23 protein-coding genes and 1 riboswitch are annotated in these 26,169 nt (G+C 72.9%); of the genes, 14 read left to right on the top strand and 9 right to left on the bottom strand.

The window, feature by feature from the left end; translation table 11 throughout:
• Window position 1: 1 nt before the first annotated feature.
• The 8 genes from KDN32_RS07310 (at window position 2) to KDN32_RS07275 (ending at window position 7,418) form a co-directional block, all read left to right on the top strand.
• Window positions 2-1,474: a TadA family conjugal transfer-associated ATPase gene (locus tag KDN32_RS07310; protein ID WP_211731372.1), complete on the top strand. Its 1,473-nt coding sequence runs from the start codon at window positions 2-4 to the stop codon at window positions 1,472-1,474.
• Window positions 1,471-3,366 (top strand): type II secretion system F family protein, encoded by a 1,896-nt coding sequence (locus KDN32_RS07305; protein ID WP_211731371.1) that lies wholly within the window; start codon window positions 1,471-1,473, stop codon window positions 3,364-3,366. The genes KDN32_RS07310 and KDN32_RS07305 overlap by 4 nt, the downstream gene beginning before the upstream one ends.
• A gap of 1 nt (window position 3,367) precedes the next feature.
• Entirely contained in the window at window positions 3,368-4,291 is a 924-nt protein-coding gene (locus KDN32_RS23265; RefSeq protein ID WP_211731370.1) for a type II secretion system F family protein, read from the top strand.
• A gap of 6 nt (window positions 4,292-4,297) precedes the next feature.
• A complete protein-coding gene (locus KDN32_RS07295) occupies window positions 4,298-5,863 on the top strand; it encodes a sensor histidine kinase (protein ID WP_211731369.1) in 1,566 nt (521 codons plus the stop codon).
• Window positions 5,860-6,513 (top strand): response regulator transcription factor, encoded by a 654-nt coding sequence (locus KDN32_RS07290; RefSeq protein WP_211731368.1) that lies wholly within the window; start codon window positions 5,860-5,862, stop codon window positions 6,511-6,513. The genes KDN32_RS07295 and KDN32_RS07290 overlap by 4 nt, the downstream gene beginning before the upstream one ends.
• Before the next feature lie 176 nt (window positions 6,514-6,689).
• On the top strand, window positions 6,690-6,881 hold the full coding sequence (locus KDN32_RS07285) for a Flp family type IVb pilin (protein ID WP_211731367.1): 192 nt from the start codon (window positions 6,690-6,692) through the stop codon (window positions 6,879-6,881).
• A 94-nt stretch (window positions 6,882-6,975) separates the two neighbouring features.
• Entirely contained in the window at window positions 6,976-7,176 is a 201-nt protein-coding gene (locus KDN32_RS07280; protein ID WP_211731366.1) for a Flp family type IVb pilin, read from the top strand.
• A 50-nt stretch (window positions 7,177-7,226) separates the two neighbouring features.
• Window positions 7,227-7,418, top strand: coding sequence for a Flp family type IVb pilin (locus KDN32_RS07275; protein WP_211731365.1), 192 nt, complete (start codon window positions 7,227-7,229; stop codon window positions 7,416-7,418).
• Between the two features lie 105 nt (window positions 7,419-7,523).
• Here the strand turns inward: KDN32_RS07275 and KDN32_RS07270 are convergent, their stop codons facing one another.
• From KDN32_RS07270 to KDN32_RS07260, 3 genes are all read right to left on the bottom strand, one after another.
• Window positions 7,524-8,723: a hypothetical protein gene (locus KDN32_RS07270; protein WP_211731364.1), complete on the bottom strand. Its 1,200-nt coding sequence runs from the start codon at window positions 8,721-8,723 to the stop codon at window positions 7,524-7,526.
• A gap of 58 nt (window positions 8,724-8,781) precedes the next feature.
• Window positions 8,782-9,702, bottom strand: coding sequence for a C40 family peptidase (locus tag KDN32_RS23260; RefSeq protein ID WP_307853811.1), 921 nt, complete (start codon window positions 9,700-9,702; stop codon window positions 8,782-8,784).
• Between the two features lie 81 nt (window positions 9,703-9,783).
• A riboswitch (cyclic di-AMP (ydaO/yuaA leader) is annotated at window positions 9,784-9,949 on the bottom strand.
• Window positions 9,950-10,074: 125 nt separating this feature from the next.
• The gene (locus KDN32_RS07260) at window positions 10,075-10,281 is read right to left on the bottom strand and encodes a hypothetical protein (RefSeq protein ID WP_211731362.1); all 207 of its coding nucleotides are present in this window, start codon (window positions 10,279-10,281) and stop codon (window positions 10,075-10,077) included.
• Between the two features lie 119 nt (window positions 10,282-10,400).
• On the opposite strand from KDN32_RS07260, the gene KDN32_RS07255 reads away from it, so the two are divergent.
• Window positions 10,401-11,411: a glycosyltransferase 87 family protein gene (locus KDN32_RS07255; protein WP_211731361.1), complete on the top strand. Its 1,011-nt coding sequence runs from the start codon at window positions 10,401-10,403 to the stop codon at window positions 11,409-11,411.
• A gap of 1,210 nt (window positions 11,412-12,621) precedes the next feature.
• Here KDN32_RS07255 and KDN32_RS23255 read toward each other — a convergent pair.
• Both KDN32_RS23255 and KDN32_RS07245 read right to left on the bottom strand, forming a co-directional pair.
• Window positions 12,622-13,857, bottom strand: coding sequence for an NYN domain-containing protein (locus tag KDN32_RS23255; protein ID WP_211731360.1), 1,236 nt, complete (start codon window positions 13,855-13,857; stop codon window positions 12,622-12,624).
• Between the two features lie 10 nt (window positions 13,858-13,867).
• Complete coding sequence (locus KDN32_RS07245; protein ID WP_307853810.1) at window positions 13,868-14,143, bottom strand: hypothetical protein; 276 nt, start codon at window positions 14,141-14,143, stop codon at window positions 13,868-13,870.
• 93 nt (window positions 14,144-14,236) lie between these two features.
• Between KDN32_RS07245 and KDN32_RS07240 the strand changes: the two genes are divergently transcribed.
• A complete protein-coding gene (locus KDN32_RS07240; RefSeq protein ID WP_211731359.1) occupies window positions 14,237-16,024 on the top strand; it encodes a DEDD exonuclease domain-containing protein in 1,788 nt (595 codons plus the stop codon).
• Between the two features lie 152 nt (window positions 16,025-16,176).
• Here KDN32_RS07240 and KDN32_RS07235 read toward each other — a convergent pair whose 3' ends face one another.
• The gene (locus KDN32_RS07235) at window positions 16,177-16,455 is read right to left on the bottom strand and encodes an Lrp/AsnC family transcriptional regulator (RefSeq protein ID WP_211731358.1); all 279 of its coding nucleotides are present in this window, start codon (window positions 16,453-16,455) and stop codon (window positions 16,177-16,179) included.
• 165 nt (window positions 16,456-16,620) lie between these two features.
• Between KDN32_RS07235 and KDN32_RS23250 the strand changes: the two genes are divergently transcribed.
• Genes KDN32_RS23250 through KDN32_RS07220 form a run of 3 tightly spaced genes read left to right on the top strand, consistent with a single transcriptional unit; the run spans window position 16,621 to window position 22,895 of the window.
• Window positions 16,621-20,829, top strand: coding sequence for an Ig-like domain repeat protein (locus tag KDN32_RS23250; RefSeq protein WP_211731357.1), 4,209 nt, complete (start codon window positions 16,621-16,623; stop codon window positions 20,827-20,829).
• A gap of 51 nt (window positions 20,830-20,880) precedes the next feature.
• Window positions 20,881-21,510, top strand: a complete 630-nt coding sequence (locus tag KDN32_RS07225; RefSeq protein WP_211731356.1) for a GNAT family N-acetyltransferase — start codon at window positions 20,881-20,883, stop codon at window positions 21,508-21,510.
• On the top strand, window positions 21,507-22,895 hold the full coding sequence (locus KDN32_RS07220; RefSeq protein WP_211731355.1) for a hypothetical protein: 1,389 nt from the start codon (window positions 21,507-21,509) through the stop codon (window positions 22,893-22,895). The genes KDN32_RS07225 and KDN32_RS07220 overlap by 4 nt, the downstream gene beginning before the upstream one ends.
• A 15-nt stretch (window positions 22,896-22,910) precedes the next feature.
• Here KDN32_RS07220 and trpD read toward each other — a convergent pair whose 3' ends face one another.
• On the bottom strand, window positions 22,911-23,945 hold the full coding sequence (trpD, locus tag KDN32_RS07215; protein ID WP_211731354.1) for an anthranilate phosphoribosyltransferase: 1,035 nt from the start codon (window positions 23,943-23,945) through the stop codon (window positions 22,911-22,913).
• Between the two features lie 42 nt (window positions 23,946-23,987).
• Entirely contained in the window at window positions 23,988-24,398 is a 411-nt protein-coding gene (locus KDN32_RS07210) for an Rv3143 family two-component system response regulator (RefSeq protein WP_230443639.1), read from the bottom strand.
• Window positions 24,399-24,451: 53 nt separating this feature from the next.
• Between KDN32_RS07210 and KDN32_RS07205 the strand changes: the two genes are divergently transcribed.
• A complete protein-coding gene (locus tag KDN32_RS07205) occupies window positions 24,452-25,327 on the top strand; it encodes a glycosyltransferase 87 family protein (RefSeq protein ID WP_211731352.1) in 876 nt (291 codons plus the stop codon).
• Here the strand turns inward: KDN32_RS07205 and KDN32_RS07200 are convergent.
• Window positions 25,236-26,153, bottom strand: a complete 918-nt coding sequence (locus KDN32_RS07200; protein ID WP_307853807.1) for a cytochrome c oxidase assembly protein — start codon at window positions 26,151-26,153, stop codon at window positions 25,236-25,238. The two genes, KDN32_RS07205 and KDN32_RS07200, sit on opposite strands and share 92 nt — an antisense overlap.
• Window positions 26,154-26,169 lie beyond the last annotated feature (16 nt).

The raw sequence follows: 26,169 nt of genomic DNA, 5'->3' as shown, positions 1-26,169 counted from the left end.
CATGAGTCTCACCGATCGCCTCGCGGCGGCGTCGCGCCACCGCGCCGCCGAGTCCCCCACCTCTGACGGCGCCGCCGGTGCGCCCGCTGCCGGCGCCGCGCCCACCGCCGCCCCGACGCCCGGGACCGCACCGGTCAAGGCCATGGCCTCCACCGAGGCGGGCCGGCGACGCGCCGCCGCCCGGACGGGGGCCGGCCACGACCCCTACAAGGACCTCAAGCGGATCGTCCACGGACGACTGGTCAGCACCCTGGGCCCGACGCTGTACGACGCGCACCTCACCCAGTCCGACCTCGAGCAGCAGGTGCGGCTCGCCCTGCAGACCACGCTGGCCGAGGTCGACATGCCGATGTCGTCCGCGGACAAGTCCCGGATCTCCCAGGAGATCGCCGACGACATCCTCGGCTACGGACCGCTGGAGCCGCTCCTGCGCGACCCCGACCTGTCCGAGGTCATGGTCAACACCTTCGAGGACATCTACGTCGAGCGCGGCGGCAAGCTGGTCAAGGTCGACGCGACCTTCGCCGACGAGGCCCACCTGCGGCGCACCATCGACAAGATCGTCAGCAAGATCGGTCGCCGCGTCGACGAGACCAGCCCGATGGTCGACGCCCGCCTGCCCGACGGCAGCCGTGTCAACGCGATCATCCCGCCGCTGGCGCTCGACGGGTCGAAGCTCACCATCCGCAAGTTCTCCGAGGACCCCTACACGGTCGAGGACCTGATCGGCTTCGGCACGCTCAGCCGTGCGTCCGCCGACCTGCTCGAGGCGTGCGTGCGCGGTCGCCTGAACATCCTCGTGTCCGGCGGCACCGGCGCCGGAAAGACGACCACCCTCAACGTGCTGTCGTCCTTCATCCCCTCCGACGAGCGCATCGTCACCATCGAGGACGCCGCCGAGCTCCGGCTCGTCCAGGACCACGTCCTGCGCCTGGAGTCGCGCCCGCCGAACATCGAGGGCAAGGGCGCGGTCACGATCCGCGACCTGGTGAAGAACTCCCTCCGCATGCGCCCCGACCGCGTCGTCGTCGGTGAGATCCGTGACGCCGCGGCCCTCGACATGCTGCAGGCGATGAACACCGGCCACGACGGCTCGATCTCGACGCTCCACGCCAACACGCCCCGCGACGCCCTCTCCCGTCTGGAGACCATGGTGCTGATGGCGGGCATGGACCTGCCGGTGCGGGCGATCCGCGAGCAGGTGGCCAGCGCGGTCGACCTGATCATCCAGCAGACCCGTCTCAAGGACGGCACCCGCCGGATCACCGCGATCACCGAGATCGTCGGCATGGAGGGCGACATCGTCACCACCCAGGACGTGTTCCTGTTCGACTACGCCGCCGGCATGAACGAGCAGGGCAAGTTCAAGGGCGGCCTCGAGTCGACCGGCCTGCGACCGCGCTTCCTCGAGCGGCTGGCCGACCACGGCGTGCACCTCAACCCGGCCGTGTTCACCGTCGGCGGGACCCGATGAGGCCAACGACCCGCGGCGTGGCCGGCGCACTCGCCGCGGCGCTGCTCGCGCTGGCGACCGGCGCCCCCGCGCTGGCCGACGACGAGGTCACCATCGACCACGTCGAGACCGACCGGGGCACCGTCAACCTGCTGGTGTCGACCGACGGCGTGCCCGACGGCACCACGGTGGACCCGGACCAGGTCTACGTCGAGCTCAACGGCGGCGCGGTGGAGTCCACCGCCAAGCTCGTCGACGCCGGCGACATCGACCGGTCCACGGTGATCGTCCTCGACGCGAGCAAGAGCATGCGCGGCCAGGGCAAGTTCGATGCCGCGACCACCGCGATCAACGCCTTCCTCGACAGCGCACCCGACGACGTGGCCATCGGTCTCGTCGCCTTCGCCGGCAAGGTCACCACGACCGTCGCGCCGACCATCGACCACGGCGACGTCCGCGAGGCGCTCGGCAAGCTGTCGCTCGCCCCCGGCACCAGTGTCTACGACGGCATCGAGGAGGGCGTGAAGCTCCTCACCGGCGAGGGCTCGCGCAACCTCCTCGTGCTGTCCGACGGCGCCGACACCGGCAGCGCCACGACCCTCGAGGTGGCCACCAACGACGCCACGAACGCCGACGTGGTCGTCGACGTGGTCTCGCTGGTCCAGGGCGAGGCGGCCGACGCGCTCGCCTCGGTCGCCACGGAGACCGGCGGCTCGGTCATCCCGGCCGACCCCGCCGCCCTCACGACGGTGTTCAACGAGCGGGCCGCGGCCCTCGACCAGCAGCTGCTGGTGACCTTCACGGCGCCCTACGGCAGCGGCGAGGACGCCAACATCGACGTCGTGGTCGACGCCGGCGGCACCCAGTACCACGACACCGCGTTCGCCACCCTCGGCCCCGGCTTCGAGGCCCCCGACGTCGTCACCTCCGGCAAGGCGCTGATCGGCGACTCCGGCATGCTGCTCGGCGCCGGCGCGCTCGCGATCGGCATGTTCGGGCTGCTCGCGATCGGGCTGCTCGGCGCCGGCGACAACCGGTCGCAGTCCGTGCGGCAGCTCGAGGCGTACTTCAACGGCACCACCGGCGCCGCCGCGAAGAAGCAGCGCAAGTCGGCCTCGAGCGACCTCAAGGGCTCGGCGGTGTCGATCGCCAACCGCGTCGTCTCCCAGGACATGGAGACCCGCATCTCCCAGCGGCTCTCCGGCGCCGGCTCCCCGCTGACCGCGTCCGAGTGGGTGCTGGTCCACGTCGGCTTCGCGTTCGGGGCCGGGGTGGTCGGCTTCTTCATGGGCGGCCTGGGGATGAGCCTGCTGTTCCTGCTCCTCGGTGCGGTGCTGCCGTGGCTCTACCTGAAGTTCAAGCACGGTCGCCGCCTCAGTGCGTTCAACGCCCAGCTCGCGCAGACCCTCGGCCTGATGGCCGGCGGCCTCCAGGCCGGCCTGTCGCTCCCCCAGGCGGTCGACACCGTCGTCAAGGAGGGCCACGAGCCGATGGCCGGCGAGCTGCGCCGCGCCCTCGTCGAGCAGCGCCTCGGCGTCGACATCACCGAGGCGCTCGAGGGCGTCGGCGAGCGGATGGAGAGCGACGACTTCAGCTGGGTCGTCATGGCCATCCGCATCCAGCGCGAGGTCGGTGGCAACCTGGCCGAGATCCTGCACACGGTCGCCGACACGCTCCGCGAGCGCGAGTACCTGCGCCGCCAGGTCAAGGCGCTCAGCGCCGAGGGACGGCTCTCCGGCTACATCCTGACCGGCCTGCCGCCGCTGATCTTCTTCTACATGACGTTCGCCAACCCCGACTACGTGCGCCTGCTCTACACGACGGTTCCGGGCTACATCATCCTGGGCATGGCACTGTTCCTCCTGGGACTTGGTTCATTCGCGATGGCGAAGCTCGCCACGGTGGAGGTGTGACGTGATCCTCTGGATCGGAGCCGGGCTGATCTTCTCGGCACTCGTCCTGTCCATGGCCATGATCGGCGTGGTCAGCAAGGAACGTCGCGGCGTCGCCCGGTCGATCGCCGCCATCCAGGCGATGAGCCAGACCACCCCCGACATGCTGCGCACCGAGCTCGAGCGGCCCTTCGCCGAGCGCGTGCTCGGGCCGCTGGGCGACCAGCTCGTCGGGACCGGCCGCAAGCTGGTGCGCGCCGACACCGCCCACAAGCTGGAGTACCGCCTCAACGTCGCCGGCAACCCGCCCGGCTGGGACGCGAACCGGCTGATCGGCCTTAAGGTCCTCGGCCTGGCCGCGTTCGGTGGCCTCGGCTTCCTCTACATCGCCGGCATGGGCTGGCCGTTCCCCCGGGTCGTGATCGCCACGGTGCTGGTGGCCGCGTTCGGCTACGTCCTGCCCAACGTGCTGCTCTACAACGCCGGGCAGAAGCGCGAGAAGCTGATGCGCAACGCGCTGCCCGACGCCCTCGACCTCCTGACGGTCTCGGTCGAGGCCGGCCTCGGCTTCGACGCCGCGGTCGACCGCGTGGCCCGCAACACCGAGGGCCCGCTGGCCGCGGAGTTCGCCCGCCTGCTGCAGGAGATGAACATCGGCGTCGGCCGGACCGACGCGATGCGCGCGATGGCCGAGCGCACGTCGCTCGACGACCTGAAGTCCTTCTGCCTGGCGATGGTGCAGGCCGACAGCCTCGGCATCCCGATCGGACGGGTCCTGCGGATCCAGAGCGGCGAGATGCGCACGAAGCGCCGCCAGCGGGCCGAGGAGAAGGCCCAGCAGGTGCCGGTGCGGATGATGATCCCGCTCGTGCTGTTCATCCTCCCGTGCCTCTTCCTCGTGATCATGGGTCCGGCCGCCATCCAGATCGCCGACACGTTCAAATAGGGACTGATGTTCAGCTCCAGCGCCACCGACGTGACCCCCTCCTACGGGGGGTCGCTCTACACGTGGCGGGTGACCACGGCGATCCGCGTCTTCGGCCTGTCCCTCGCCTCGGGCATCGTGCTGGCGGACGGGCGCTCCGGCGTCACCGCGCCGCTGCTGGCGGCGCTGGCGGTGGTCGCCGTCGGCAGCGCCGTGCTCGACTGGTCGCGTGCGACGACACGCGCCGCGTGGGTGCCGCTGGCCGAGATGCTGCTGGCCGCGATCATGCTCGCGAGCGCCGGTGCCTCGCCCGGGCTGTACGCCTACCTCGCCGTCCCGCCGGTGGTGGCCGGCGTGCGGCACGGCGTCGTGACGGTCGTCAACACCGCGTTCGTGGGCGGTCTCGGCCTGCTCGCCTCGGTGGCCGGGTCGTCCACCCCCGACCCCCGGCCCGAGCTCATCGCCGCCGCCCCGTGGGTGCTGACCGGGCTCGGCGCCGGCCTGCTGGCGAGCTGGCAGTCGCGCTCGATCCGTGACGAGGACGCGCGCCGGGCGCCGTACCGGGCCGCCCACCAGCTCGTCACCCAGCTCCACGGGCTCGCCCGGCGCCACCAGGTCGGCCTCGACACCGCCCAGCTCGCCGCCGACCTCGAGACGGACCTGCGCCGCAGGACGGGCGCCACGGCGTCCGCGGTCTACACGGGATCCGTTGCGGAGGGCCTGGTGCAGGTCTCCTCCTACGGTGACGCCGGCTCCCTCGCCGAGCAGGTCGGCAGGCGCGCGGAGGCGAGGTCGCCGGGCGTGCGGGTGCTGGGCATCCAGGGCACCGACGGCGGTCTCGGGTTCGTGGCCCTGTCCGGCGTGCTGCGCTGGAACGACGAGATCGCCGAGCAGGCCGCCGAGGTGACCGACAACTTCGCGCTGCGCATCGACACCGCGGTGCTCTTCGACGAGGTCCGCCGGATGGCGACGTCGGAGGAGCGCAACAGGCTCGCCCGCGAGATGCACGACGGGGTCGCCCAGGAGATCGTCGCCCTCGGCTACGTCGTCGACGAGATCGAGTCGATCTCCGACGACCCGCTCACCCGCGAGCTCGCGGCCTCGCTGCGCCAGGAGATCACCCGCGTCGTCAGCGAGCTGCGCTACTCGATCTTCGACCTGCGCCACCAGCTCAGCGACCACCGGCTGTCCGGCGCCCTGGCCGACCACGTGCGTGACCTGAGCAGCGGGACGGACCTGCAGGTCCACCTGAGCTTCGACGAGGCCGGCAAGCCCCTGTCCGCGCGCGCCGAGAGCGAGCTGCTGCGCATCGCGCAGGAGGCGATCAGCAACGTGCGGCGGCACGCGGACGCCCGGAACCTCTGGGTGTCGTTCCGCACCGACGGTGTGGCCCTCGACCTGTGCATCGAGGACGACGGCGTCGGCAACGCCGCGCCGCGCGACCTCCACTGGGGCCTGCAGACCATGGCCGAGCGCGCGGCCGGCATCGGGGCCACCCTCGAGGTCGGCGACCGCGACGGCGGGGGCACCCGCGTCCACCTGACCACCCAGCACCACGCAGTCACGTCCCGAGAGGGGAGCCTCCGCCCATGAACACGTCCGTCATGCTGGTCGACGACCACGAGCTGATCCGACAGGGACTGGCGCGCGCGTTCGAGCGCGACGACGCCATGCACGTCGTCGGCCAGGCGGGCAGCGTCCACGAGGGGCTCGCGGTGTTCCGCGACCTGCGCCCCGACGTCGTGGTGACCGACCTCCAGCTGCCGGACGGCCAGGGGCTCGAGATCGTCCGCGCGGTGCGGGCCGAGAGCGACACGGTGGGCGTCGTGGTGCTCACGATGCACGCCGGCGACGACCAGATCTTCGCCGCGATGGAGGCCGGCGCGTCGGCGTTCGTCGGCAAGGACAGCAAGTCGTCCGAGGTGGTGAGCGCCGCCAAGCACGCCGCCGTCGCGCCCCGGACGTTCCTGTGCGCCGGCCTCAGCGCGGCGATGATGCGGCGCGCGACCGCGCCCGCGGCACCCCGTCTCTCCAGCCGCGAGGAGGAGGTCCTCGGGCTCCTCGCCGAGGGCCTGGGCACCAGCGACATCGCCGGCCGGCTCTACCTCAGCGAGTCGACCGCGAAGACCCACATCACCCACATCTACCAGAAGCTGGGCGCCGCGAACCGCGCCCAGGCACTCGTCACAGCCATGCGGATGGGCCTGCTCGACGGGGTGGCGTCGGGCCACCTGACCCGGTGACCCCGGACGGCCCAGGCACCGCGCCACCGCGGGTGGTCCGCAGATAGTCCCAACGGACTACGCAGGTGCGGCCGTTCACCCGATTCGACGGGACGCGGATCGGAGGAGAGTAATCCCCGACGGGTCCTCGTGGGCTCGGGACTCATCGCACACGACTTACTTCCAAGGGGAACACCATGATTGAGAAGCTGCAGTTCATGACGATCATGCTCGTCAACGACATCAAGGCCAAGCGCGACGAGCGCGGCGCCACCGCCGTCGAGTACGGCCTGATGGTCGCCCTGATCGCCATCGTGATCATCGGCGCCGTCACCCTCCTGGGCGGCAACCTGAAGAGCCTCTTCAACAGCGCCGCCAGCAGCGTCTGACCGATCCGCATCCCTGCGGACTCTGGGGCCGGTGCCGTGTCTCCACGGCGCCGGCCCCTTCGCATTCCACCCGGCACCCCCCAGAGGTGAACCCATGTTCCTGCACCACCTCGCGGCCCACCTGACCGCGGCTCTCACCCGGCCGGAGCGCACCGACGACGAGCGCGGCGCCACCGCCGTCGAGTACGGCCTGATGGTCGCCCTGATCGCCGTGGTGATCGTCGGCGCCGTCTCCCTCTTCGGCCGCTCGGCCAGCTCGCTCTTCTCGGTCCCCGCCAGCGTCTTCAGCCGCTGACGGTCCACGCGCACCGTCCGCCCGTCCACCCGTCCTCGGAAGGACCCCGCATGCTCGACACCCTGTACGTCCAGCTCATCGCGCTCGCCCACGACGTCCGCGCCAGGCGCGACGAGCGCGGCGCCACCGCGGTCGAGTACGGCCTGATGGTCGCGCTGATCGCCATCGTCATCATCGGCGCCGTCACCCTGCTCGGAGGCAACCTCAAGAGCCTGTTCAACAGCGCTGGCAGCAAGGTCTGAGCACCAGCCACCTGATCGCCCTCGCAGGCCGGCACCGCCCCGCGGTGCCGGCCTTCGTGCTGCCCGGACCCGCCGCCGACCCGCCTGCCGGCAGACCCGCCCGGATCAGCCGGCCAGGTCGGCGAGCGCCGAGCGCCAGAGCGCGGTGAGGCGCGGCAGCGGCAGCCCGGCGCGCGCCAGGGCCCGGTCGACCGGCTCGCCCCCTGCTGCGGCGTCGTAGAGCCGCACGAGCCCCTGCTCCCCCAGCGCGTCGGCCACGACGCGGCACGCGAGCCAGGCCTGCTCGTAGCGTGCCTGGAGGTCGTTCGCCCGCGGGTCGAAGTCCGCCGCCGCCGGCAGCCGGTCCGGCACCCCGTCGGCGCGCGCCGAGCGGATCGCACGCCCCAGGGTCGTCGAGTCCGGCAGGTCCACGTCGCGCAGCGCGACCCAGTCGGCAAAGCCCTCCAGCAGCCAGGTCTCCATCGGGGTGCGGGTCGCGTCGGTGGCCACGTGCACCAGCTCGTGGCTCATCACGACCTGGGCGCCGGCGCGTCGCAGGCCCGAGGTGACCTCGGGGTTGACGAAGACGTGCACCGGGGCTGTCGCGTCCGTCCCGCTGCCGGCGGCGGTGGTCACGGCCGCGATGCCGGCATAGGTGCCGGGGGCGGCGCCGAGCGCCTCGTCGAGGTCGGCGGCCGTCGCCGGCACCTCGACCACGACGGGGCCCGTCCAGTCCGGCAGCACCCGCCGCACCACGCCGATGCCGACGGTGGCCCGACGGGCGACGGTGTCGGCCACCCGCTGCGGTCCGTCGGCCAGCACGAGGACGCGTCCGGACCGGGCCACGGAGAGCCGGCCGCGCAGCCACAGCGGGAGCCGCGCCGTCCGGTCCCCCGCGGGCGCCAGGAACCCGGAGACGGCGAGGCCTGCCCCGTCGGGCACGAGGCCGACCAGCACCTCCGCCGTCGACGTCGCGGCGTCCTGGTCGCCGAGGCGCCAGTCCACCTCGGCGACCGCGGTCCAGGAGCCGTCGGCGGCCACCGTGCCGGCCTGGTCGACGTAGCGCACAGCGACGTCGCGGACCGCGAGCGAGCGGACGTTGCGTCCCACACCCTCGAGCGCGGTGCGTGCTGCCTCGTCGTCCGGTGGCGCGAGCGCGACGAGCGCACCGGTGTCCCGGTCGCGCAGGGCCGCCGCGACGTCGGCGAGCGCAGCCGCTGCCGCCGCCGGGCTGGCGCGGGGAGCCTCCACCGTCCCCGGGCGGACGTCGTGGCGCCCGTCTCGGCCGAGCACCACCGCACCGGCCCCGAGACCGGCCAGGAGCACGCACGACGAAAGGCCGGCCACCCACAGGCGTGGGCGGCCGGCCTTCGAGGTCTGCAGGTCAGCCAGGGCGGACCGCGCCGACGTACGGCATCGAGTAGAGACCCGAGACCGTGACGCCCGCGCCGGGGTTGGCGGCGTGCACGATCATGCCGTTGCCGATGTACATGCCGACGTGGCTGATCGGGCTGTAGTAGAAGACGAGGTCGCCGGGCTGCAGGTCGCTCGCGGCGACGTGCGGGCCGGAGCCGTACTGGGCCGACGACGAGTGCGGCAGCGACACGCCGGCCTGGGCCCAGGCGCGCATGGTCAGGCCGCTGCAGTCGAAGGCGCTCTCGCCTGCCGCGCCGTAGACGTAGGCGTCCCCGACCTGGGCCATCGCGTACTGGATGGCCGCGGCCGCGCGGCCCGACGCGGGCACCGAGCTCGGCATCCGGGAGACCCCGCTGCGGGAGGCGAGCAGCCGCTCGCGCTCCTTCGCCTCGAGGTCGGCGAGCAGGTCCTTGGCCTCGGCCAGCTTGTCGTCGACCGTCCTCTTCTCCGAGCTCAGCTGCTCGGTGAGGTCGGCGATCTCGTCGGCACGGTCGTCGGTGGCCTCCTGGCGGATCGCCAGGGCCTGCAGCTCGGTGTCGTAGTCGGACAGCAGCGAGGACTGCAGGTCGTTGAACGACGACATCGTGGAGAGGGTGTCGAGGAACGAGCCCGGGTCCTCGGAGACGACGACCTGGCCGACGGTGGAGATGCCCTCACCCTCGAGCTGGCGCACGACGGCGTCGGAGACCTGGTCGCGCACGGCGTCGAGCCGCTCGTCCTGCCGGGCCTGGTCGGCCTTGAGGCCGGCGAGGTCCTGGCGCAGGTCGGCGAGGTCGAGCCGGGCGTCGTGCAGCCGCTCCTGCGCGGCCTCGGCCTCGTGGTAGAGGCGGTCGACGCGAGCCTTGACGGTCTTGATGTCGGGGTCTGCCTGGGCGGGCGTTGCAGGCACGAAGGCGATGGCAGCGATCGCGGTGAGACCAAGTGCGGTCGCGCCAGCTCGCTTGCGGGGGTGAGCCACGAGCGGGTGAACTCCTCGGGTGTCGTACGCCTACCGGGTGAGCTGACGGGTTCGGCACGACTGTCCTACCCCTGCTCCTCGTGCCGCTCGCGCGACACGCCTCGCAGGGGATTCACCCCAGGGGGAAGTGTGGTTCCCCGGCTCGTCGACCACAGTGGTGCGGGGGCGTGGTGCGACGACTCGGCGCGACGCCCGCGCGAGCCGGGTGACCCACTGTCACGGACGTCGGGCGACAGCCTAGACGGCGGTGCCGCGCCTCGCCAATCTTCTCCGCACTTCGGGACCTCCGTCCCTCGTCCGGCCTCACGCCGACTCGATGACCGGCCCGTTCCGGGGGTCGACCAGGCGCAGCGGCGGCACCAGCCCGCCCGAGGCGAGCGCGTCGAGCGCCGCCATCTCGTCGTCGTCGACCGTCAGCTCGGGCGGCGGCCCGAGCAGGACGCTCACCACGCAGTCGTGGCAGTGCAGTCCGCGCACCACGCAGGTGTCGCAATCGATCCGTGTCGTCATGCCCGCAAAGGTGGCAGGGCCCACCGACAGCGGGTCCCGGCGTGTCGCGCCGCGGCGTGTCGCGCACGTGACGCGCCCGACCGGCCAGCCCGTGACGCGGCGTGCATAGGGTGCCGCAGGTGAGCACCTCGACGACGGCCCGCAGGCTGCTGCCCCTCGTCGTCGTGTGGGCCTACGCGCTGCTGCTCACCTCGTTCGCCGTCGACGTCATGACCGACATGAGGTTCGGCATCGACTCGCACGCCTACTGGCGGGCCGCGCAAGGACCCCTCGACGCGGTCTACCGCCTCGCGCCCGGCCAGCTCGACGCCTACAACTACTCCCCCGCCTTCGTCCAGGCGCTGTGGCCGCTCGCCCAGCTGCCGTGGCCGGTGTTCGCGACTCTCTGGTCGCTCGCGGCGCTCGCGGCGTTCGTGTGGCTGCTGTGGCCGCTCGGTCCGCGCTACGCCGTGCCGCTGGTGCTCTGCTGCACGCCCGAGCTCCTGAGCGGCAACGTCTTCTGGCTGATGGCGCTCGTCGTGGTGGCCGCCGCCCGTCCCGGCGCCCGTCCCGGTGCCGCGGCCGCGTGGGCCTTCGTGGCACTGACCAAGCTGACGCCGGCCCTCGGACCCCTCTGGTACGCGGTGCGCCGGGAGTGGCGCAGCCTCGCCTGGTCCGTCGTGGGGACCGTCGTGGTGGTCGCGGTGTCGGCCGCGGTGGCTCCCGGCGCGTGGGGCGACTGGATCGACTTCCTGACCCGCCACGAGCGGAGCACCGAGGTCGTCGGCGCCGCGGCCTTCGGGCCGCTGGCACTCCGGCTGCCCGTCGCCCTCGCGCTGCTCGTCTGGGGTGCGCTCACCGATCGGCGCTGGGCGCTGCCGGCGGCGATGGCGCTCGCCGCGCCCGTCGCCGGACCCGCCGCCCTCACCGTGCTCGCCGCGGTGCCCCGCCTGCGCGACCGGGCCGCTCAGGCCTCGGGCGCGGGGTCGTCGACGACCCAGCAGGACCACCCCGACGGGCAGTCCACCGGCGTGAGCCCGTCGGTCGACGCGGCGAGGTCGTCGGGCGAGGTGCCCCCACGGGTCACGACCAGGTCCGACGACCGGATCGCGCGACGGCCCCCGTCGCGTCCCTCGAGGAAGTCGAGGTAGGCCGCCTGGTCGTCGCGGGCGAACGCGTCGATCGGGTTGGAGACCCACAGGCGGACGCCCGCGACGGCGAGCGCCTCGGAGAGGGGCGCCGGCGCGAGCACGACGCGGTCCCCGGCGACCGCGGCCAGCGCCGCGACGTCGTCGGGGTCGGCCCCGAGGACGGCGTCGCCGCGGACTACGGCCACCGGCAGCGCCACGACCAGCGCCACGACCGCCGCCAGTGCTCCCGCGAGGACCGCACGGGAACCGACTCCGGGGAGCGCGTCCTCGGTCCGGGAGCGGTCGGGCGCGACCAGGACGGTCAGCAGGAGCAGCAGCCACACGCCGTGCCGGGCGGCGTCGGCGGTCGCGAGGCACAGCCCGGCGACCGCGACGTACTCCCACGCGGGACGGCGGGTGCGCAGGACGGCGACGAGGAGCGCGAGGGCCGCCAGCAGCATCACCAGGTCGACCGGGCTGGTCAGCGAGGGGCGGGCCCACAGGCCCTCGCCGCGCTGCGCCGAGACGTTGTCGAACACCTCGAGGTAGTAGGTCGGGGTGTGCCACCCCTGCGGGGTCACGCACAGCGCCAGCAGGGTCGAGACCCCGACGCCCACCGTCTCGAGGGGGCGGAGGCGGAGCCGGTCGACCAGGAGGTAGGCGCCGACGACGCACGTCCCGAGCAGCGCGGCGCCGTGCAGGTTGCCCCAGACCGCGACGACCGGGACCACCCACCAGATCCGGCGGTCCGGACTCGCGTGCTGGCGGGCGAGGATCGCGAGGACGAGCGCGAACGGGACGAAGGACAACGTCTGCGCGCGCACCAGGCCCAGCGAGGTGAGGCTGCCCGCGACGAGCGCGACCAGCGCCCACGCGACGGCCGCGTCCGAGGCTCCTCGAGCCCGCGCGGCGCCCGCTGCCACCACCAGTGCGACCGTGACGAGGACGAGGTGGGCGAGCACCGCGGTGGTCGCGCCGAGCCCGTGCCACCACGACGCGACGAGCTGCGCGAGCACAGGGACGTCGTGCCACCCGGCGGTGTCGGCGGCGGCGAACGGCACGGCGCCTGGGACCTCTCCGGTGCGGCGCACGTGGTCCCCCACCGCCACCAGCCAGTCCCAGTCACCGCCGACCCGGACGAGCGATGCCAGCAGCCCGAGGGCACCGGCGAGGACGATTGCGGTCCAGCGCCAGGACACCAGCGCCGCGATCGTCCGGGTCCGGGGGCCGCTCACCCCAGCAGTCCCACGAGGACCGGCGAGGGGACCACCCGGGCGCCCTCACGGGTGACGTCGGCGGCGAGCGCCCGGTCGCTGGTGACGACGACCACGACGCGACCGCGTGGCTCGGCGGCCACCAGCTGGCGGATCACGTCGTCGGCGATGACCCCCTCGGGACTGAAGGCGACCTTCACGCCCCGCGGCGCCGGCATGACGGTGCGGGCGCTCGACGCCGCGGCGTCGAAGACGACGGTGGTCTCGGCACCGGTCCGTGCCACCAGGGGCCCGAGGGCGGTCACCAGCCGGCTGCGCTGGGCCTCGAGGGTGGCGCTGCCCCACGTCTGCTTGCTGACGTTGTAGCCGTCGACCAGCAGCCGGGCGCGCGGCATCGAGAGCGTCTGCTCGAGGGTGTCGGCCGTCGCGGGCGCGCTCGAGGTGGGCGCCGCTCCCCCGGACAGCTCGGCCTCGACGACGTCGCCGGGAGCACCCTCCACCGCCGGCAGGCCCAGCTCGCGCCGCAGTCCCGCGGCCGCCTCGAGGACCGTGTCGAGCAGGTAGCGCGCGCGGACGGTGGCCTGGTCGCGCGACGTACGTCCCTCACGCCGCGCCGTGGTCAGCGCGCGCTCGGCGTCCTCGGCCTGCTGGCGCGCGCGGCGGACGTCGGCCTCCGCCTGCGCGGTCGCGGCGGCGGCCTCGGCGACCGCCCGGTCGCGCTCGGCGACCGCGTGGTCGCGCTCCTCCTCGACGGCCCGCAGGTCGGCCCGGGCCCGGCCCAGGCGCTGCCGCAGCACCTTGTGCTCGGACCGAGCCTCCTCCAGCGCCTTGGCGTGGTCCTCGCGCACGGAGGCCAGCTCGGCCTGCAGCGCCGCGGCGCGGGCCTCGAGGCGCTCGAGCTCCGCGGACCCCGCCTCGGCCGCGTCCTCGCTGTGCCCGAGCTCGTCCGCGACCGCCGCCACGACGTCCTCCCAACCGTCCTCGCGGACGAGCCAGGCGCGCGCGGCGAGGTCGATCCGGTCGTCGTCGCGCGCCGGCACCGCCGCGACCTGGACGCCCGCGTGGCGCCGGAAGTCGTCGTCGGCGAGCGCGTCCCGGATCGGCTGGCCGCCCAGGCGCGCCCGTCGCGCGGGAGCGAAGCCGGCCACCTTGCGCAGCTGCGGCGGGAGCGGCGTGACCGAGGGCAGCACGGCCGCCACCAGCGCCACGACCCGGACCCGGAGCCGCTCGGGCAGCTGGTCCACCTCCGTCACGTGGGCACCGTCAGTCCGCGGCCGGGTCGTGCGCGGTGTCGGCGGAGGCGCGGTCGACGACCTCGATGGCGTCGCTGCGGCCGCACCAGCGGCACGCGACCGACTCGACGACCTCCGAGCGGACGGCCTCCTCCTCGACGCGGTGGTCACCGGCGAGGTCGAAGTGCCAGTACTCGGTGGTGCGTCGGGTGCGGGTGACGTCGAAGCGGGTCAGGTTGCCGCAACCGGCACAGCGCCACCGCTCACCCTCGGCGGGGACGCGCAGGTCGGCGGTCTGGTCGGTCACGGTGTCTCCTGGTCGTCGTCTCGATCGGGCGCCGCAAGCCTAGTGGGCGCGTCCCCCACGGCACTGTCGGATCCCACGTCTACCGTCGGCGCCATGGGCACGACCGAGACCGCCGCACGACCGCGTTCGCGCTGGGAGACGCAGCGCACGTTCGACGAGCTCGGCCGTCCGCTGCGCGACGTCACGTTCTGCGTCGTCGACCTCGAGACGACCGGCGGCTCGGCCGCGGCCGGGTCGATGATCACCGAGATCGGCGCGGTCAAGGTCCGCGGCGGCGAGGTGCTCGGCGAGTTCCAGACCCTGGTCGACCCCGGCACCGAGATCCCGGCGTTCATCGCGGTGCTGACCGGGATCACCAACTCGATGGTCCTCGACGCGCCGCCCATCGAGTCGGCCCTGCCCGCGTTCCTCGAGTTCGCCGCCGGCTGCGTGCTGGTCGCCCACAACGCGCCCTTCGACGTCGGGTTCCTCCAGCACTTCGCGCGCGAGCAGGGGCACCCGTGGCCGCGCTTCGAGGTCCTCGACACGGCCAAGCTGGCGCGTCGGGTGATCACCCGCGACGACGCCCCCAACTGCAAGCTCTCCTCGCTGGCCAAGGTGTTCAACGCGAGCACCACGCCCAACCACCGCGCGCTCTCCGACGCGCGCGCGACCGTCGACGTCCTCCACGGGCTGATGGAGCGCCTGGGCGGGCTCGGCGTCCACACCCTCGAGGAGCTGCAGACGTTCTCCTCGCGCGTCTCCACGGCCCAGCGCCGCAAGCGCCACCTCGCCGAGGGCCTGCCGCACGCGCCGGGGGTCTACCTCTTCCGCGACGAGCGGTCCCGGGTGCTCTACATCGGCACCTCGCGCGACCTCCGCACGCGCGTGCGCACCTACTTCACCGCCTCCGAGACCCGGACCCGGATGGGCGAGATGGTCGGCCTCGCGACCTCGGTCACCGGCATCGAGTGCGCCACCCCGCTCGAGGCCGAGGTGCGTGAGCTCCGGCTGATCGCCGAGCACAAGCCGCGCTACAACCGACGCTCCCGCTTCCCGGAGAAGGTCCACTTCGTCAAGCTCACCCGCGAGGCCTGGCCCCGGCTCTCGCTGGTGCGCCGGGTCCTCGACGACGATGCCGACTACCTCGGCCCGTTCTCCTCGCGCAAGACGGCCGAGAAGTGCCTCGCGGCGCTGCACGACACGTTCCCGGTGCGCCAGTGCAGCGGCCGGATGCCGGCGGTGCCCTCGGGCTCGCCGTGCGTGCTCGCGGAGATGGGCCGCTGCCTCTCCCCGTGTGACGGCACCGTCGACTCCGCGACCTACGCCGTCCTGGTCCGCCAGCTGCGCGACACGCTGCTGCGCCGACCCGACCGGGTCGTCGAGGTGATCAACGAGCGGATGCAGACCCTCGCCGACCACGAGCGCTTCGAGGAGGCCGGCGTCCACCGCGACCGGCTCGCCACCTTCGTCCGCGCCGCCGCCCGCACGCAGCGGCTCTCCGCCCTCACCCGGTGCCCGGAGGTGGTGGCCGCGCGCCGGGAGGACTCGGGGCACTGGGCGGTCCACGTCGTCCGGTTCGGGCGCCTGGCGGCCGCCGGGGTGATCCCGCGCGGAGCCGATGCCCACCAGTTCGTCCGCGAGCTGCGGGCGAGCGCGGAGACCGTCGCGACCGCGCCAGGCCCCATCCCGGCCGCCAGCGCCGAGGAGACCGAGAAGGTCCTGCGCTGGCTCGAGTCCCCCGGCATCCGCCTCGTCGACGTCGACGGCGACTGGGTGTGCCCGGTCGCGGGCGCGGCCCGGCACCTCGCGCTCTACGACGCGGTCAACCAGTCACGCCTGTCCCTCACGCCGTTCGACGAGCAGCGGCTGCCCTCGCCGGTCCACCGACCCGCGCGCTGACCCGCGCCGTACCCCGATGGTCGAGGAGGGCGCCCCGCGCGGCCCCCGTTCGTCGAGGAGGGCGCCCCGCGCCCCACCCCGCTGGTCGAGGAGGGCGCCCCGCGCGGCCCCCGTTGGTCGAGGAGGGCGCCCTGCGCCCGTCTCGAGACCCCTCAGTCGAGCCCGATGCTGAACGCCGACTCCAGGTCGTGGCGCGAGTAGGTCCGGAACGCGATGTGGGTCTCGGTCTCCGTCACGCCCGGCACCTTGTTGAGCCGGTCGGCGACCACGGACGCCACGTCCTCGTGCTCGCGCACCCGCACCAGCGCGATCAGGTCGATCTGCCCGGTGACCGAGTAGACCTCGCTCACCCCGTCGAGCGCCGCGATCGCCTCCGCGACCTCCGGGATGCGCGCGACGTCGGCCTTCACGAACACGATGGCGGTGATCATGGCGTCACCGTAGCGCGGTCCCGCTCCGCGCCGCCGCCGGACCGATCGGCCAGGGTTGGTAGTCACTTCGGACTATGCGGGGTCATTCGTGAGCCATGGCTGATGGTCCGCCCCTAGCGTGCCCGTGTCACGTTTCGACTCTGGGGGATCCGCATGACCTTGCCCGTGCCTGCTCGACGTTCGCTCATCGGGAGACTCGTCCTCACCGTGGCCCTGGCGCTCGGAGGATCGCTGGTCGTCGCGACTCCGCAGGCGACGGCCGCCGCCGCGACGCCCGGCGGCCTGAACGCCAGCGGGTCACCCGTCCCCACGCTGTCGTGGGGCGTGGTCCCGACCGCGGACCGCTACCGCGTCCAGGGCTCGGAGGACGCGAGCTTCGCGAACATCCTCTTCAACGACGAGACGTCGGGCACCAGCTACACCCCGACGCGTCCGTTCCGGGCAGGCACCCTCTACTGGCGCGTGCAGGCGAGCGACCAGACCGGAAGCAGCTCGTTCGCCACCTCCCAGGTGACCATCGCTCCCCCGGCCGTCCCCCAGAACCTGGCCGTGACGGCTCCCGGCAACACCGTGCTCCCTCCCGTCGCCCCGCCGGTCATCTCGTGGTCGCCGGTCGCCGGCGCCACCAGCTACCAGGTGGAGATGGACGCCGAGGGTGACGGTGTCGGTGGCACGCTGCGCGACAACATCCGCACGACGACCTACGTCTGGCCCGACCCCCAAGGCGTCGGCGAGCGGGCCGGGACCGAGGACTTCTTCGTCCGGGTGCGTGCGCGCTTCGACTTCGACCTGCAGAGCGACTGGTCGTCCTGGGTGCGCTACGACGTCGCGCAGCTGCCGCCCGTCACGTCGGCGGCCTGCGCCACCGGGCTCGTGTGCGCCCCCGACCCGTCGACCGGCGTGCGGGCCAGCCGCACCGTCCAGGACGTCGTCTTCGACTGGGACCCGGTGAAGGGCGCGAAGCAGTACGAGATCTGGGTCGCCCTCGACCGTGACTTCAACAACCAGGTCGAGAAGCGGATCGTCAGTTCCACGCGCTACTCCCCGCAGACGAGCTACGACAACAACAACTACTTCTGGAAGGTCCGCGCCTACAACGCGGCCGAACAGCCCACCCCCTGGCCGGCGGACCCGAACGTCTTCCAGCGCCGGTGGCCCATGTCGCCCTCGCTCGTCTACCCGCCGGTGGCCACGTCCCCTGCCGTCGACGACGACCTCTACTTCCAGTGGAGCCCGGTCAAGCACGCCACCCGCTACCGGCTCGACGTCGGGACCGACGTCAACTTCACGCCCGGTTCGTTCAGCAAGTGCTACACCGCGAGCACGACCTACACGCCGGGCTACCGCGGCGACGGGTGCATGCCCGCCCAGGGATCCCTCGTCTACTGGCGGGTCTTCGCCTACGACCAGCCCGGCCCCAACGGCACCCCCGACACCGGAGAGCCGGGCATCGAGAGCAACGTGTCCGCCACTGGTCGCTTCGTCTACGACTCCGGCGCCGTCGTGCTGACCGCTCCGGCCGACGGTGCGACCGTCACGGTGCCCACCATGGCGTGGGAGCCGAGCGTTGATGCCGAGCGCTATCGCGTCACCGTCACGAACGTCGCGACCGGCGCCGAGCGCTCGATCGAGACCACGGCGCTGTCCTGGACCCCGACGGACCGGCTGCCCACCGACTCCGACGAGGCTGACCCCAACAAGCTCCCCGACACCTTCGTCTGGAAGGTGTCCGCGAAGGACGCCGACGGCAAGCTCTCTCCCGCCCCTGTCTACGCCACCCGGACGTTCACGCTCCCGGAGGCGCTTCCGGACGCCGGCGCCCAGCCGCTGCAACCCCTGGCGAACTCCCACGACGAGATCACGTCGCGGTTCCCGGCCCTGTCCTGGCAGCCGTGGCAGTCGACGGACCAGAACGCGGTCTTCTACCGGCTGAAGGTGCGGCAGGCCGGCTACGTGTTCGGCACCAGCGAGACCGAGGTCCTCTCGACCAACATCACGTACCCGTCCGTCACGGACTGGAACGACTTCTTCCTGTCGCCCGGGAGCTACGACTGGTGGGTCGAGGCCCGCAGCGCCAGCACCGGCCTGATCCTCGGCGTGGGTTCGACGAGCACCTTCACGATCGCCGACCAGGGCGAGGTCACCGGACAGCGCCTCGCCCTCGACGGCAAGGCCGTCGATGCCGGCAACACGTGCAACCGCCGCCTGGTGGTCATCGACAAGGTGCCCGACGAGCAGACCGTCTGCCAGGGCCTCCCCTCGACCCCTGTGCTCGACTGGGACTCGATCCCGGGCGCCGGTGGCTACATGATCTACCTGTCGGAGGACCCCGACTTCACGAACCTCCTGCTCGACCCGCAGAACACGTCGACGCAGAACTCCCGGTGGACGCCGTCCTTCGCCGACAACCTCCCGGCGTTCGACGACAACGAGTCCGGCCCTGCGTACTACTGGTTCATCCGCCCCTGCGTGCGGATCAGTCGCTTCGTCAACTGCGGGCCCGACCCGGCCGGTACCGAGGACGTCGGGACCAACGCGTTCCGGAAGGTCTCCCCCGAGGTCGTGCTGACCCAGCCCGCCGCCGGCGCGTCGTTCGCCGACGAGGTCACCTTCGCGTGGCAGGACTACTACGACACCAACCAGGCCACGCTGTCCCCGTACGGCGGCGCGACGCCCAGCCACCAGTCGGGCAAGCGGTACCGGATCCAGGTCGCCCAGTCGGCGACCATCACCGACCAGAACGCCATCGACGACCGCCTGGTCGACCAGGCGACCTACACGGCCTACGAGAACACCTACCCCGAGGGCGACCTCTGGTGGCGGGTGCAGGCGATCGACGCGCGCGACAACCGCCTGTCGTGGTCCGAGACCCGCAAGATCGTCAAGGCCACGCCCGCGCCGAACCTCGACCCCACCGTCGCGGCGCCGGTCGAGCGACAGACGGTCGACGCCCTGGCCCGACCCACGTTCGGCAGCCACCTGAGCGCCGGCCCGGTCACGTTCCAGTGGTCGGCCGAGACCTTCGACGCGTCGTGGGACATCGAGCTCTACAAGAACGACGACACCACGCTCTCGGGCGCCAACCGGGTGTTCGGCGAGACGGTGCGCCAGGCGGCCTTCGCCTGGACCGAGCCACTCAACCCCTCGTCGGAGGCCTACCGCTGGCGCGTGCGCCGCACCGACGTCCGCGGCAAGCCCGGACGCTGGTCGGACATGGGCCGGTTCTGGGTCGACCCGCTCCCGATCACGCTGGCGTCCCCGGCCGACAACGCGGTCGTCGACCCGACGGGCACGGCGTTCAGCTGGTCGCCGTACGCCGCCGGCTCCTCGGCGCAGGCCTCCCGCTACGTCTTCGACGTCGACCCCGTGGGCGGCGTCGGGTACAACCCCGGCGGCGTGAGCACGGTCGCCACGGCGTGGACGCCGACCCAGTCGATGCCGACCGGCTCCTACACGTGGACCGTCACGGCCTACGACGCCCGCGGCAACCGCATCGGCTCTAGCGCTGCGCGTCGGTTCGAGGTGGACGGCGCGGTCAGGGTCGTGACCCCGGTCCAGATCCAGGCGCCGCTGGGATCGGCCGTCGGCCAGACGCTCACCAGCACCCCGCCGACGTGGAGCCGGCCGGACGTGCAGATGAGCTACCAGTGGCTGCGCGACGGCAACGCCATCGGCAACGCCAACGGCCCGACGTACACCCTCACCACCGAGGACTACACGCGGGTGGTCTCGCTCCGGGTCACCGGCCGCAAGCCGTCCTACACCGACGGCACGACCACCAGCAACGCCGTCTCGGTGACTGCCGGCGGTGCGCTGCAGAACGTCGGGCAGCCGGTGATCTCGGGCACGGCCGAGGTGGGCAGCTCGCTCCAGGTCACCAACGGCGCCTGGTCCCCCGGGGCCACGCGGGTCCGCTACCAGTGGCTGCGCCAGGGCGCACCGATCCCGGACGCGACCGGCTCGGGCTACACCCTGCGGACCGAGGACGCCGGCAAGGACCTGTCGGTGACCGTCTTCGCCTCCGCCCAGGGCTTCGGCGAGGGTGCCACCACCACCGCTGCGGTGTCGGTCGCGCGGATGAAGTCGACGGTGACCGGCGCGCTCCAGGCCGACCGCGTCTCGCGCAAGAAGAAGGCCAAGCTCGGGATCACCGTGAGCGTGCCCAACCTCTCCGGGCCGACCGGCGCCGTGCAGGTGCTCGACAAGGGCAAGAAGATCGCCCAGATCACGCTGTCGCCCAACAAGAACGGCGCCGCGACGATCACGCTGAAGAAGCTCAAGAAGGGCAAGCACAAGCTCCAGGTCGTCTACCTCGGCAACGCCCAGGTCTTCGGCTCGAAGTCGAAGAAGATCACCCTCTACATCACCAAGTGACGCGCGCGTCACTGCCCGACGAGCCGGTCACGGCGGAAGTAGGCTCCCGCCGTGACCTGGCTCGCTGACCACTGGCTCGACCTCCTCGGCTGGGGAGGGAGCGCCCTGCTGGTCTACTCGCTCCTCCAGGCGAGCGTCCTGCGCCTGCGCGTCCTCAACGCGGTCGCGTGCGTGATCCTCATCGTCTTCAACGCCCTGCTGGCGGTGTGGCCGATGGTCGCGATGAACGTGGTGCTGGTGGCGATCAACCTGTGGTTCATCGTCGGCATGCTGCGCGACCGGCACGACGAGACGGCGTTCGAGGTGCTCGAGGTCGGCCCGGCCGACGAGTACCTCCGGCACGTGCTGCGGGTCCACGGGGAGGACATCCTGCGCTTCAACCCGGACTTCGTGCACGACCCCGGCGGCGCGCAGGACGCGTTCCTCGTCCAGAAGGGCGACGAGACGGTCGGCGTCGTCCTGCTCCGCGAGGACGGCGACACCGCCCACGTGCTGCTCGACTACGTCACGCCGCGCTACCGCGACTTCTCCCCCGGTGAGTTCGTGTGGCGCCGCAGCGGCCTGCTCGCCGACCGGGGCGTGCGCCGGGTGGTCACGCCGCCGACGATGGTCGGCGCGTACTACGACCGCCTCGGCTTCCGCCGCGAGGGCGAGTCCTGGGTCCTGGACGTCGCGCGGTGATCACCTACGTCGTGCGGCGCGTCGCGCCGCTGGTCGGCCTCGCCGCGATTCTCGCCGTGCTGGTCAACCTCCAGGAGGTGCCGGCGGTCGGCGCCGACGCCTGGCTGCATCTGCGGCTCGGCCAGGAGTTCCTCGACGGCTGGTCGCTGGCCCACCCCGGCCACCTCGGGGTCTACGACACCGCCACCTGGTACCCCACGCAGTGGGCCTCCCAGGTCGCGATGGCCTGGGTCGACGACCGGCTCGGCATCGGTGGGGTGATGTGGCTGACCGGCACCGTCATCCTGCTCGTCCCGGTCGTGCTCTACCTGGTCTGCCGCCGCCACGCCGCTCCCCTGCCCACGGTGCTGGCCGTCGCGCTGGCCGTCGGCGCCGCCGCACCGGGCTTCTCCGCGCGCCCCCAGGTCGTCAGCTACGTCCTCATCGCGGTCGTCATGGGCGCCTGGCTGGAGACCGCCCGCGACGCGCGCCCGCGCTGGTGGCTGATCGCGCTGACGTGGGTGTGGGTGCCGATCCACGGCATGTGGATCGTCGGCATCACGATCGGCGTCGCCACCGTGGTCGGCATGGCGCTGACCCGCGAGCACGAGCGCGGGGTGCTCCTCCGCCTGGCCGCCGTGCCGGTGCTGTCCACCCTCGTCACGGTCGCCACGCCGATCGGGCTGCACGTGGTCGACTCCGTCACCGGCGTGAGCTCGCGCAACGGCGCGCTGACCGAGTGGGACCCGCCGGACCTCACCAGTCCCAACTCGCTGATCCTCGGCCTGATGATCGTCGTCGTGCTCGTCGTGCGCCTGCGCGGCGGCGCCCTGGACTGGCCGACCCTGATGCTGCTCGGCCTCGCGATGGCCTGGGGTGTCTACACGCTTCGCACCACGATCGTCGCCGCCGTCATGCTCGCCCCGCTGCTCGCGATGGCCCTGCAGAACCTCGTGCCGTCCGTCGGCCGCCCGGGGCGGCGCGAGGTCGCCGTCATCGCGGCGACGGCCGTGCTCGGCAGCGCCGTGATGGCCCTCGTCGCCGCCCAGCGCGACGACGAGCCCGTGGTCGCCGCCTGGGTGGACGAGCGGCTCGACGCGATGCCCGCCGGCACCAAGGTCCTCAACGACTGGGAGCTCGGGCACTACACGATGTCGCGCCACCCGCAGGTGCAGCTGGTGATGCACGGCTACGTCGACATGTTCACCGAGGACGAGCTCGAGCGGAACCTGCGCATCGCCAAGCTGGAGCCGGAGTGGGACACCTCGGTGGCCGACCTCGACGCCGACTACGGCTTCGTCGACCCGGACACCCCCCTCGGCTACGCCCTCGTCCACCAGCTCGGCTGGACCGAGGTCGAGGGCGACGACGACTACGTCCTGCTCACCCCGCCCGACGCGGACTGACCGGCTCGGTCCCGCTCAGGCGCCGGCGGAGCTCGCCGCCACCCAGCGGGCCAGTGCGTCGCGCGCCGCGCCCGAGTCGACCGCCTCGGCCGCTCGCGCGAGCCCGGCCGGCAGGGCGTCCGCGACTGCCACGCCCGGCTGCTCGTGGACGGCGAGCGCGGCGCCCGCGTTGAGGACCACGGCGTCGCGCACCGGACCGACCTCCCCGTCGAGGACGCGGCGCACCACGGCTGCGTTGTGCTCGGCGTCGCCGCCGCGCAGGTCCTCCGTCGTCGCCCGGGCGATCCCGAGGTCGGCCGGGTCGAGGGTCGTCTCGACGACGCGTCCGCCGTGGACCTGCCAGACGGTCGACGTCGTGGTCGTGGTGAGCTCGTCGAGCCCGTCGTCGCCGCGGAACACCCACGCGTCGACACCCCGCTCGGCGAGGACGCCGGCCATCACCGGAGCCATCCGGGCGTCGGCGCACCCGATCGCCTGCGCCTGGGGGCGCGCCGGGTTGGTGAGCGGACCGAGGATGTTGAACGTCGTGGCGATGCCGAGCTCGCGACGGGGGACGGCGGCGTGCCTCATCGCCGGGTGGAAGGCGGCGGAGAAGCAGAAGGTGATGCCCGCCTCCTCCGCCACCTGCGCGACCCGGGAGGGTGCCAGGTCGAGGCGGATGCCGAGGGCCTCGAGCACGTCGGCCGAGCCGGACTTCGACGACGCGGACCGGTTGCCGTGCTTGACCACCCGGGCGCCCGCGCCCGCAGCGACGATCGCGGCCATGGTGGAGATGTTCACCGACATCGACCGGTCGCCACCGGTACCGACGACGTCGAGCAGCCGGCCGGGCACCGAGATCGGGTTCGCCGCGGCGAGCATCGCCGCCGCGATGCCGGAGACCTCCTCGACGGTCTCGCCCTTGGCACGCAGCGCGACGACCAGGCCGGCGACCTGCACGGGTGTGGCGGCGCCGGCGAAGACCTCGTCCATCGCCCAGCGGGCCTGCTCCTGCGTCAGGTCGCTCCCGGCGACCAGCGTGGAGAGGACGTCGGGCCAGGTGTGGGACATGGCGTCAGGCTAGTGGCCGCGGGCGCACCCGCGGCGGGCGGCTCAGGTGGTGGCCGGGACCGAGGAGCGGAGCAGGCCGACGACCTGCTCGGCGAGCTGGATCGGGTCGATCGGGTGCGGGACCGCGGCCTCGGCGCGCGACCAGGTGGCCAGCCAGGCGTCCTGCGGGCGGCCGGTGAGCACCACGACCGGCGGGCACTGGTAGATCTCGTCCTTGAGCTGCTTGGCGATGCCCATGCCGCCGGCGGGCACGGCCTCGCCGTCGAGGATCGCCAGGGCGATGTCGCCGCGGTCCATGTTCTGCAGCACCACCGGCTCGGTGGCGACCTCGACGTACTCGACCTCGGGCAGGTCGGGGTGGGGACGACGCCCCAGCGCGAGGATCACCTGCTGCCGGGTGTTGACGTCGTCGCTGTAGACCAGGACCTTCAACGTCTTCGTGGAGTCGCTCACGGGATGCATCGTATCCACCGCCGGCGCCGTCGTGGTCGCCTAGGCTCCGGACGGTGGAGATCACCGTGCTCAGGAGGCTGGCGCTGGTGGCGCTCTGCACCCTCCTGGCCGTGGTCGGCGTGTTCGAGACGACGGCCCACCTCCACCTCACCGGACCCGGCTGGGACGCCGCGGCCTACTGGGGCGCCTGGCGCGGCGAGATGTACGACGGCTCCGTCGGCGACCCCGGCCACTACCTCTACAGCCCGGCCTTCGCCCAGGCGGTCTGGCCGCTCGCGCACACCACCTGGCCGTTCTTCGCGGGCTTCTTCGTCCTGGTCAACGCGATGGGCCTTGCCTGGCTGCTGCGCCCGTTGCCCTTGGTGCTGGCGGTGCCCCTCTGGGTGGCCGGGTCGCAGGAGGTGCTCTCGGGCAACGTGTTCGTCCCGATGGCGATCGTCGCGGCCCTCGGCATGCGCCTGCCCCAGCTGTGGGCGTTCGTCGCGCTCACCAAGATCACGCCGTGCCTGGGGCCGGTCTGGTTCGCCGCCCGCGGCGAGTGGGGCGCGCTCGCACGCGCGCTCGGCGCCACGGCTGCGGTGGTGGCCGTCTCCGCTCTCCTCGCGCCGGGCCTCTGGGGCGACTGGCTCGGGTTCCTCGTCGACCAGGCGCGGATCTCCGACGGCGCCGCCGGCTGGGCCTTCATCCCGGGTCCGCTCTACCGCCTCCCGGTCGCGCTCCTGCTGGTCGTCTGGGCCGCGCGCACCGACCGGGTCTGGGTGCTGCCGGTCGCGATGGTGGTGGCCACCCCGTTCATCTGGAACGGGTCGCTCACGCTGCTCGCCGCGATCCCCCGCCTCAGGGCGTACGCGCCCCGCGACGCTCGGCGAGGTCGAGGCGCCGGTCCTCGCGTGACGCCTCCTTCATCGACGACCGCACCCACTGGGTGAACAGCACCGCGAAGAACAGCACGCCGACGAGGTCACCGCTGGCCCACAGGATCCCGCCGGCCAGGTGCTGGTCCTCCAGCGCCGGTGGCAGCCAGGACGCCATCGGGCCCTCGCGCAGCGCGAGGTAGTGCTCCTCGCCGATCAGGGTCGACTGGCCCATGATCGTGACGCCCAGGAAGGCGTGGAAGGGCAGCGTCATGATGGTGAGCAGCACCCGGAACGGGTAGCCCACCCGGCCGGGCAGCGGGTCGATGCCCATCAGCGGCCAGAAGAAGAGCGTCCCGACCAGGACGAGGTGCACGTGCATCATCTGGTGGACGTAGGACGAGGCCAGGCTGGCGTCGTACCACGGGCTGAAGTAGAGCGCCCACGGCGAGGCGACGTAGAGCACGAACGCCAGCGGCGGGAACGCCAGCACCTTCGCGACGCGGGAGTGCAGCACCGCCAGCAGCCACCCGCGCGGGGTGGCGGGCAGGGTGCGCAGCGCGAGGGTGATCGGGGCGCCGAGCGCCAGCGCGAGCGGCACCACCATCGACAGCACCATGTGCTGGACCATGTGGACGCTCAGGAGGGTGGTGTCGTAGCGGCCCAGCCCGGACAGCGTGGCGAGCGCGAACGACCCCATCCCCAGCCCGACGAAGGCGAGGGTGCGTCCCACCGGCCAGCGGTCGCCGCGGCGGTGCAGCACGACCACGCCGAGCGCGTACAGGCCCGTCCCCCAGACGACGACGATGAACGGGATCGGGTCGATCCCCCAGTCGGTCAACACCCTCCCGAGCGTGAATCTGGGGAGGACCTCGAGGTCGGCGGAGAGGGGGAGCAGCACGCTGTGAACTTTATGA

It is taken from the genome of Nocardioides palaemonis, from assembly GCF_018275325.1.
In the GTDB taxonomy this organism is placed as follows: domain Bacteria; phylum Actinomycetota; class Actinomycetes; order Propionibacteriales; family Nocardioidaceae; genus Nocardioides; species Nocardioides palaemonis.
Note: the sequence above shows the minus strand (reverse complement) of the source record. Positions and strands in the feature narration are given on the sequence as shown.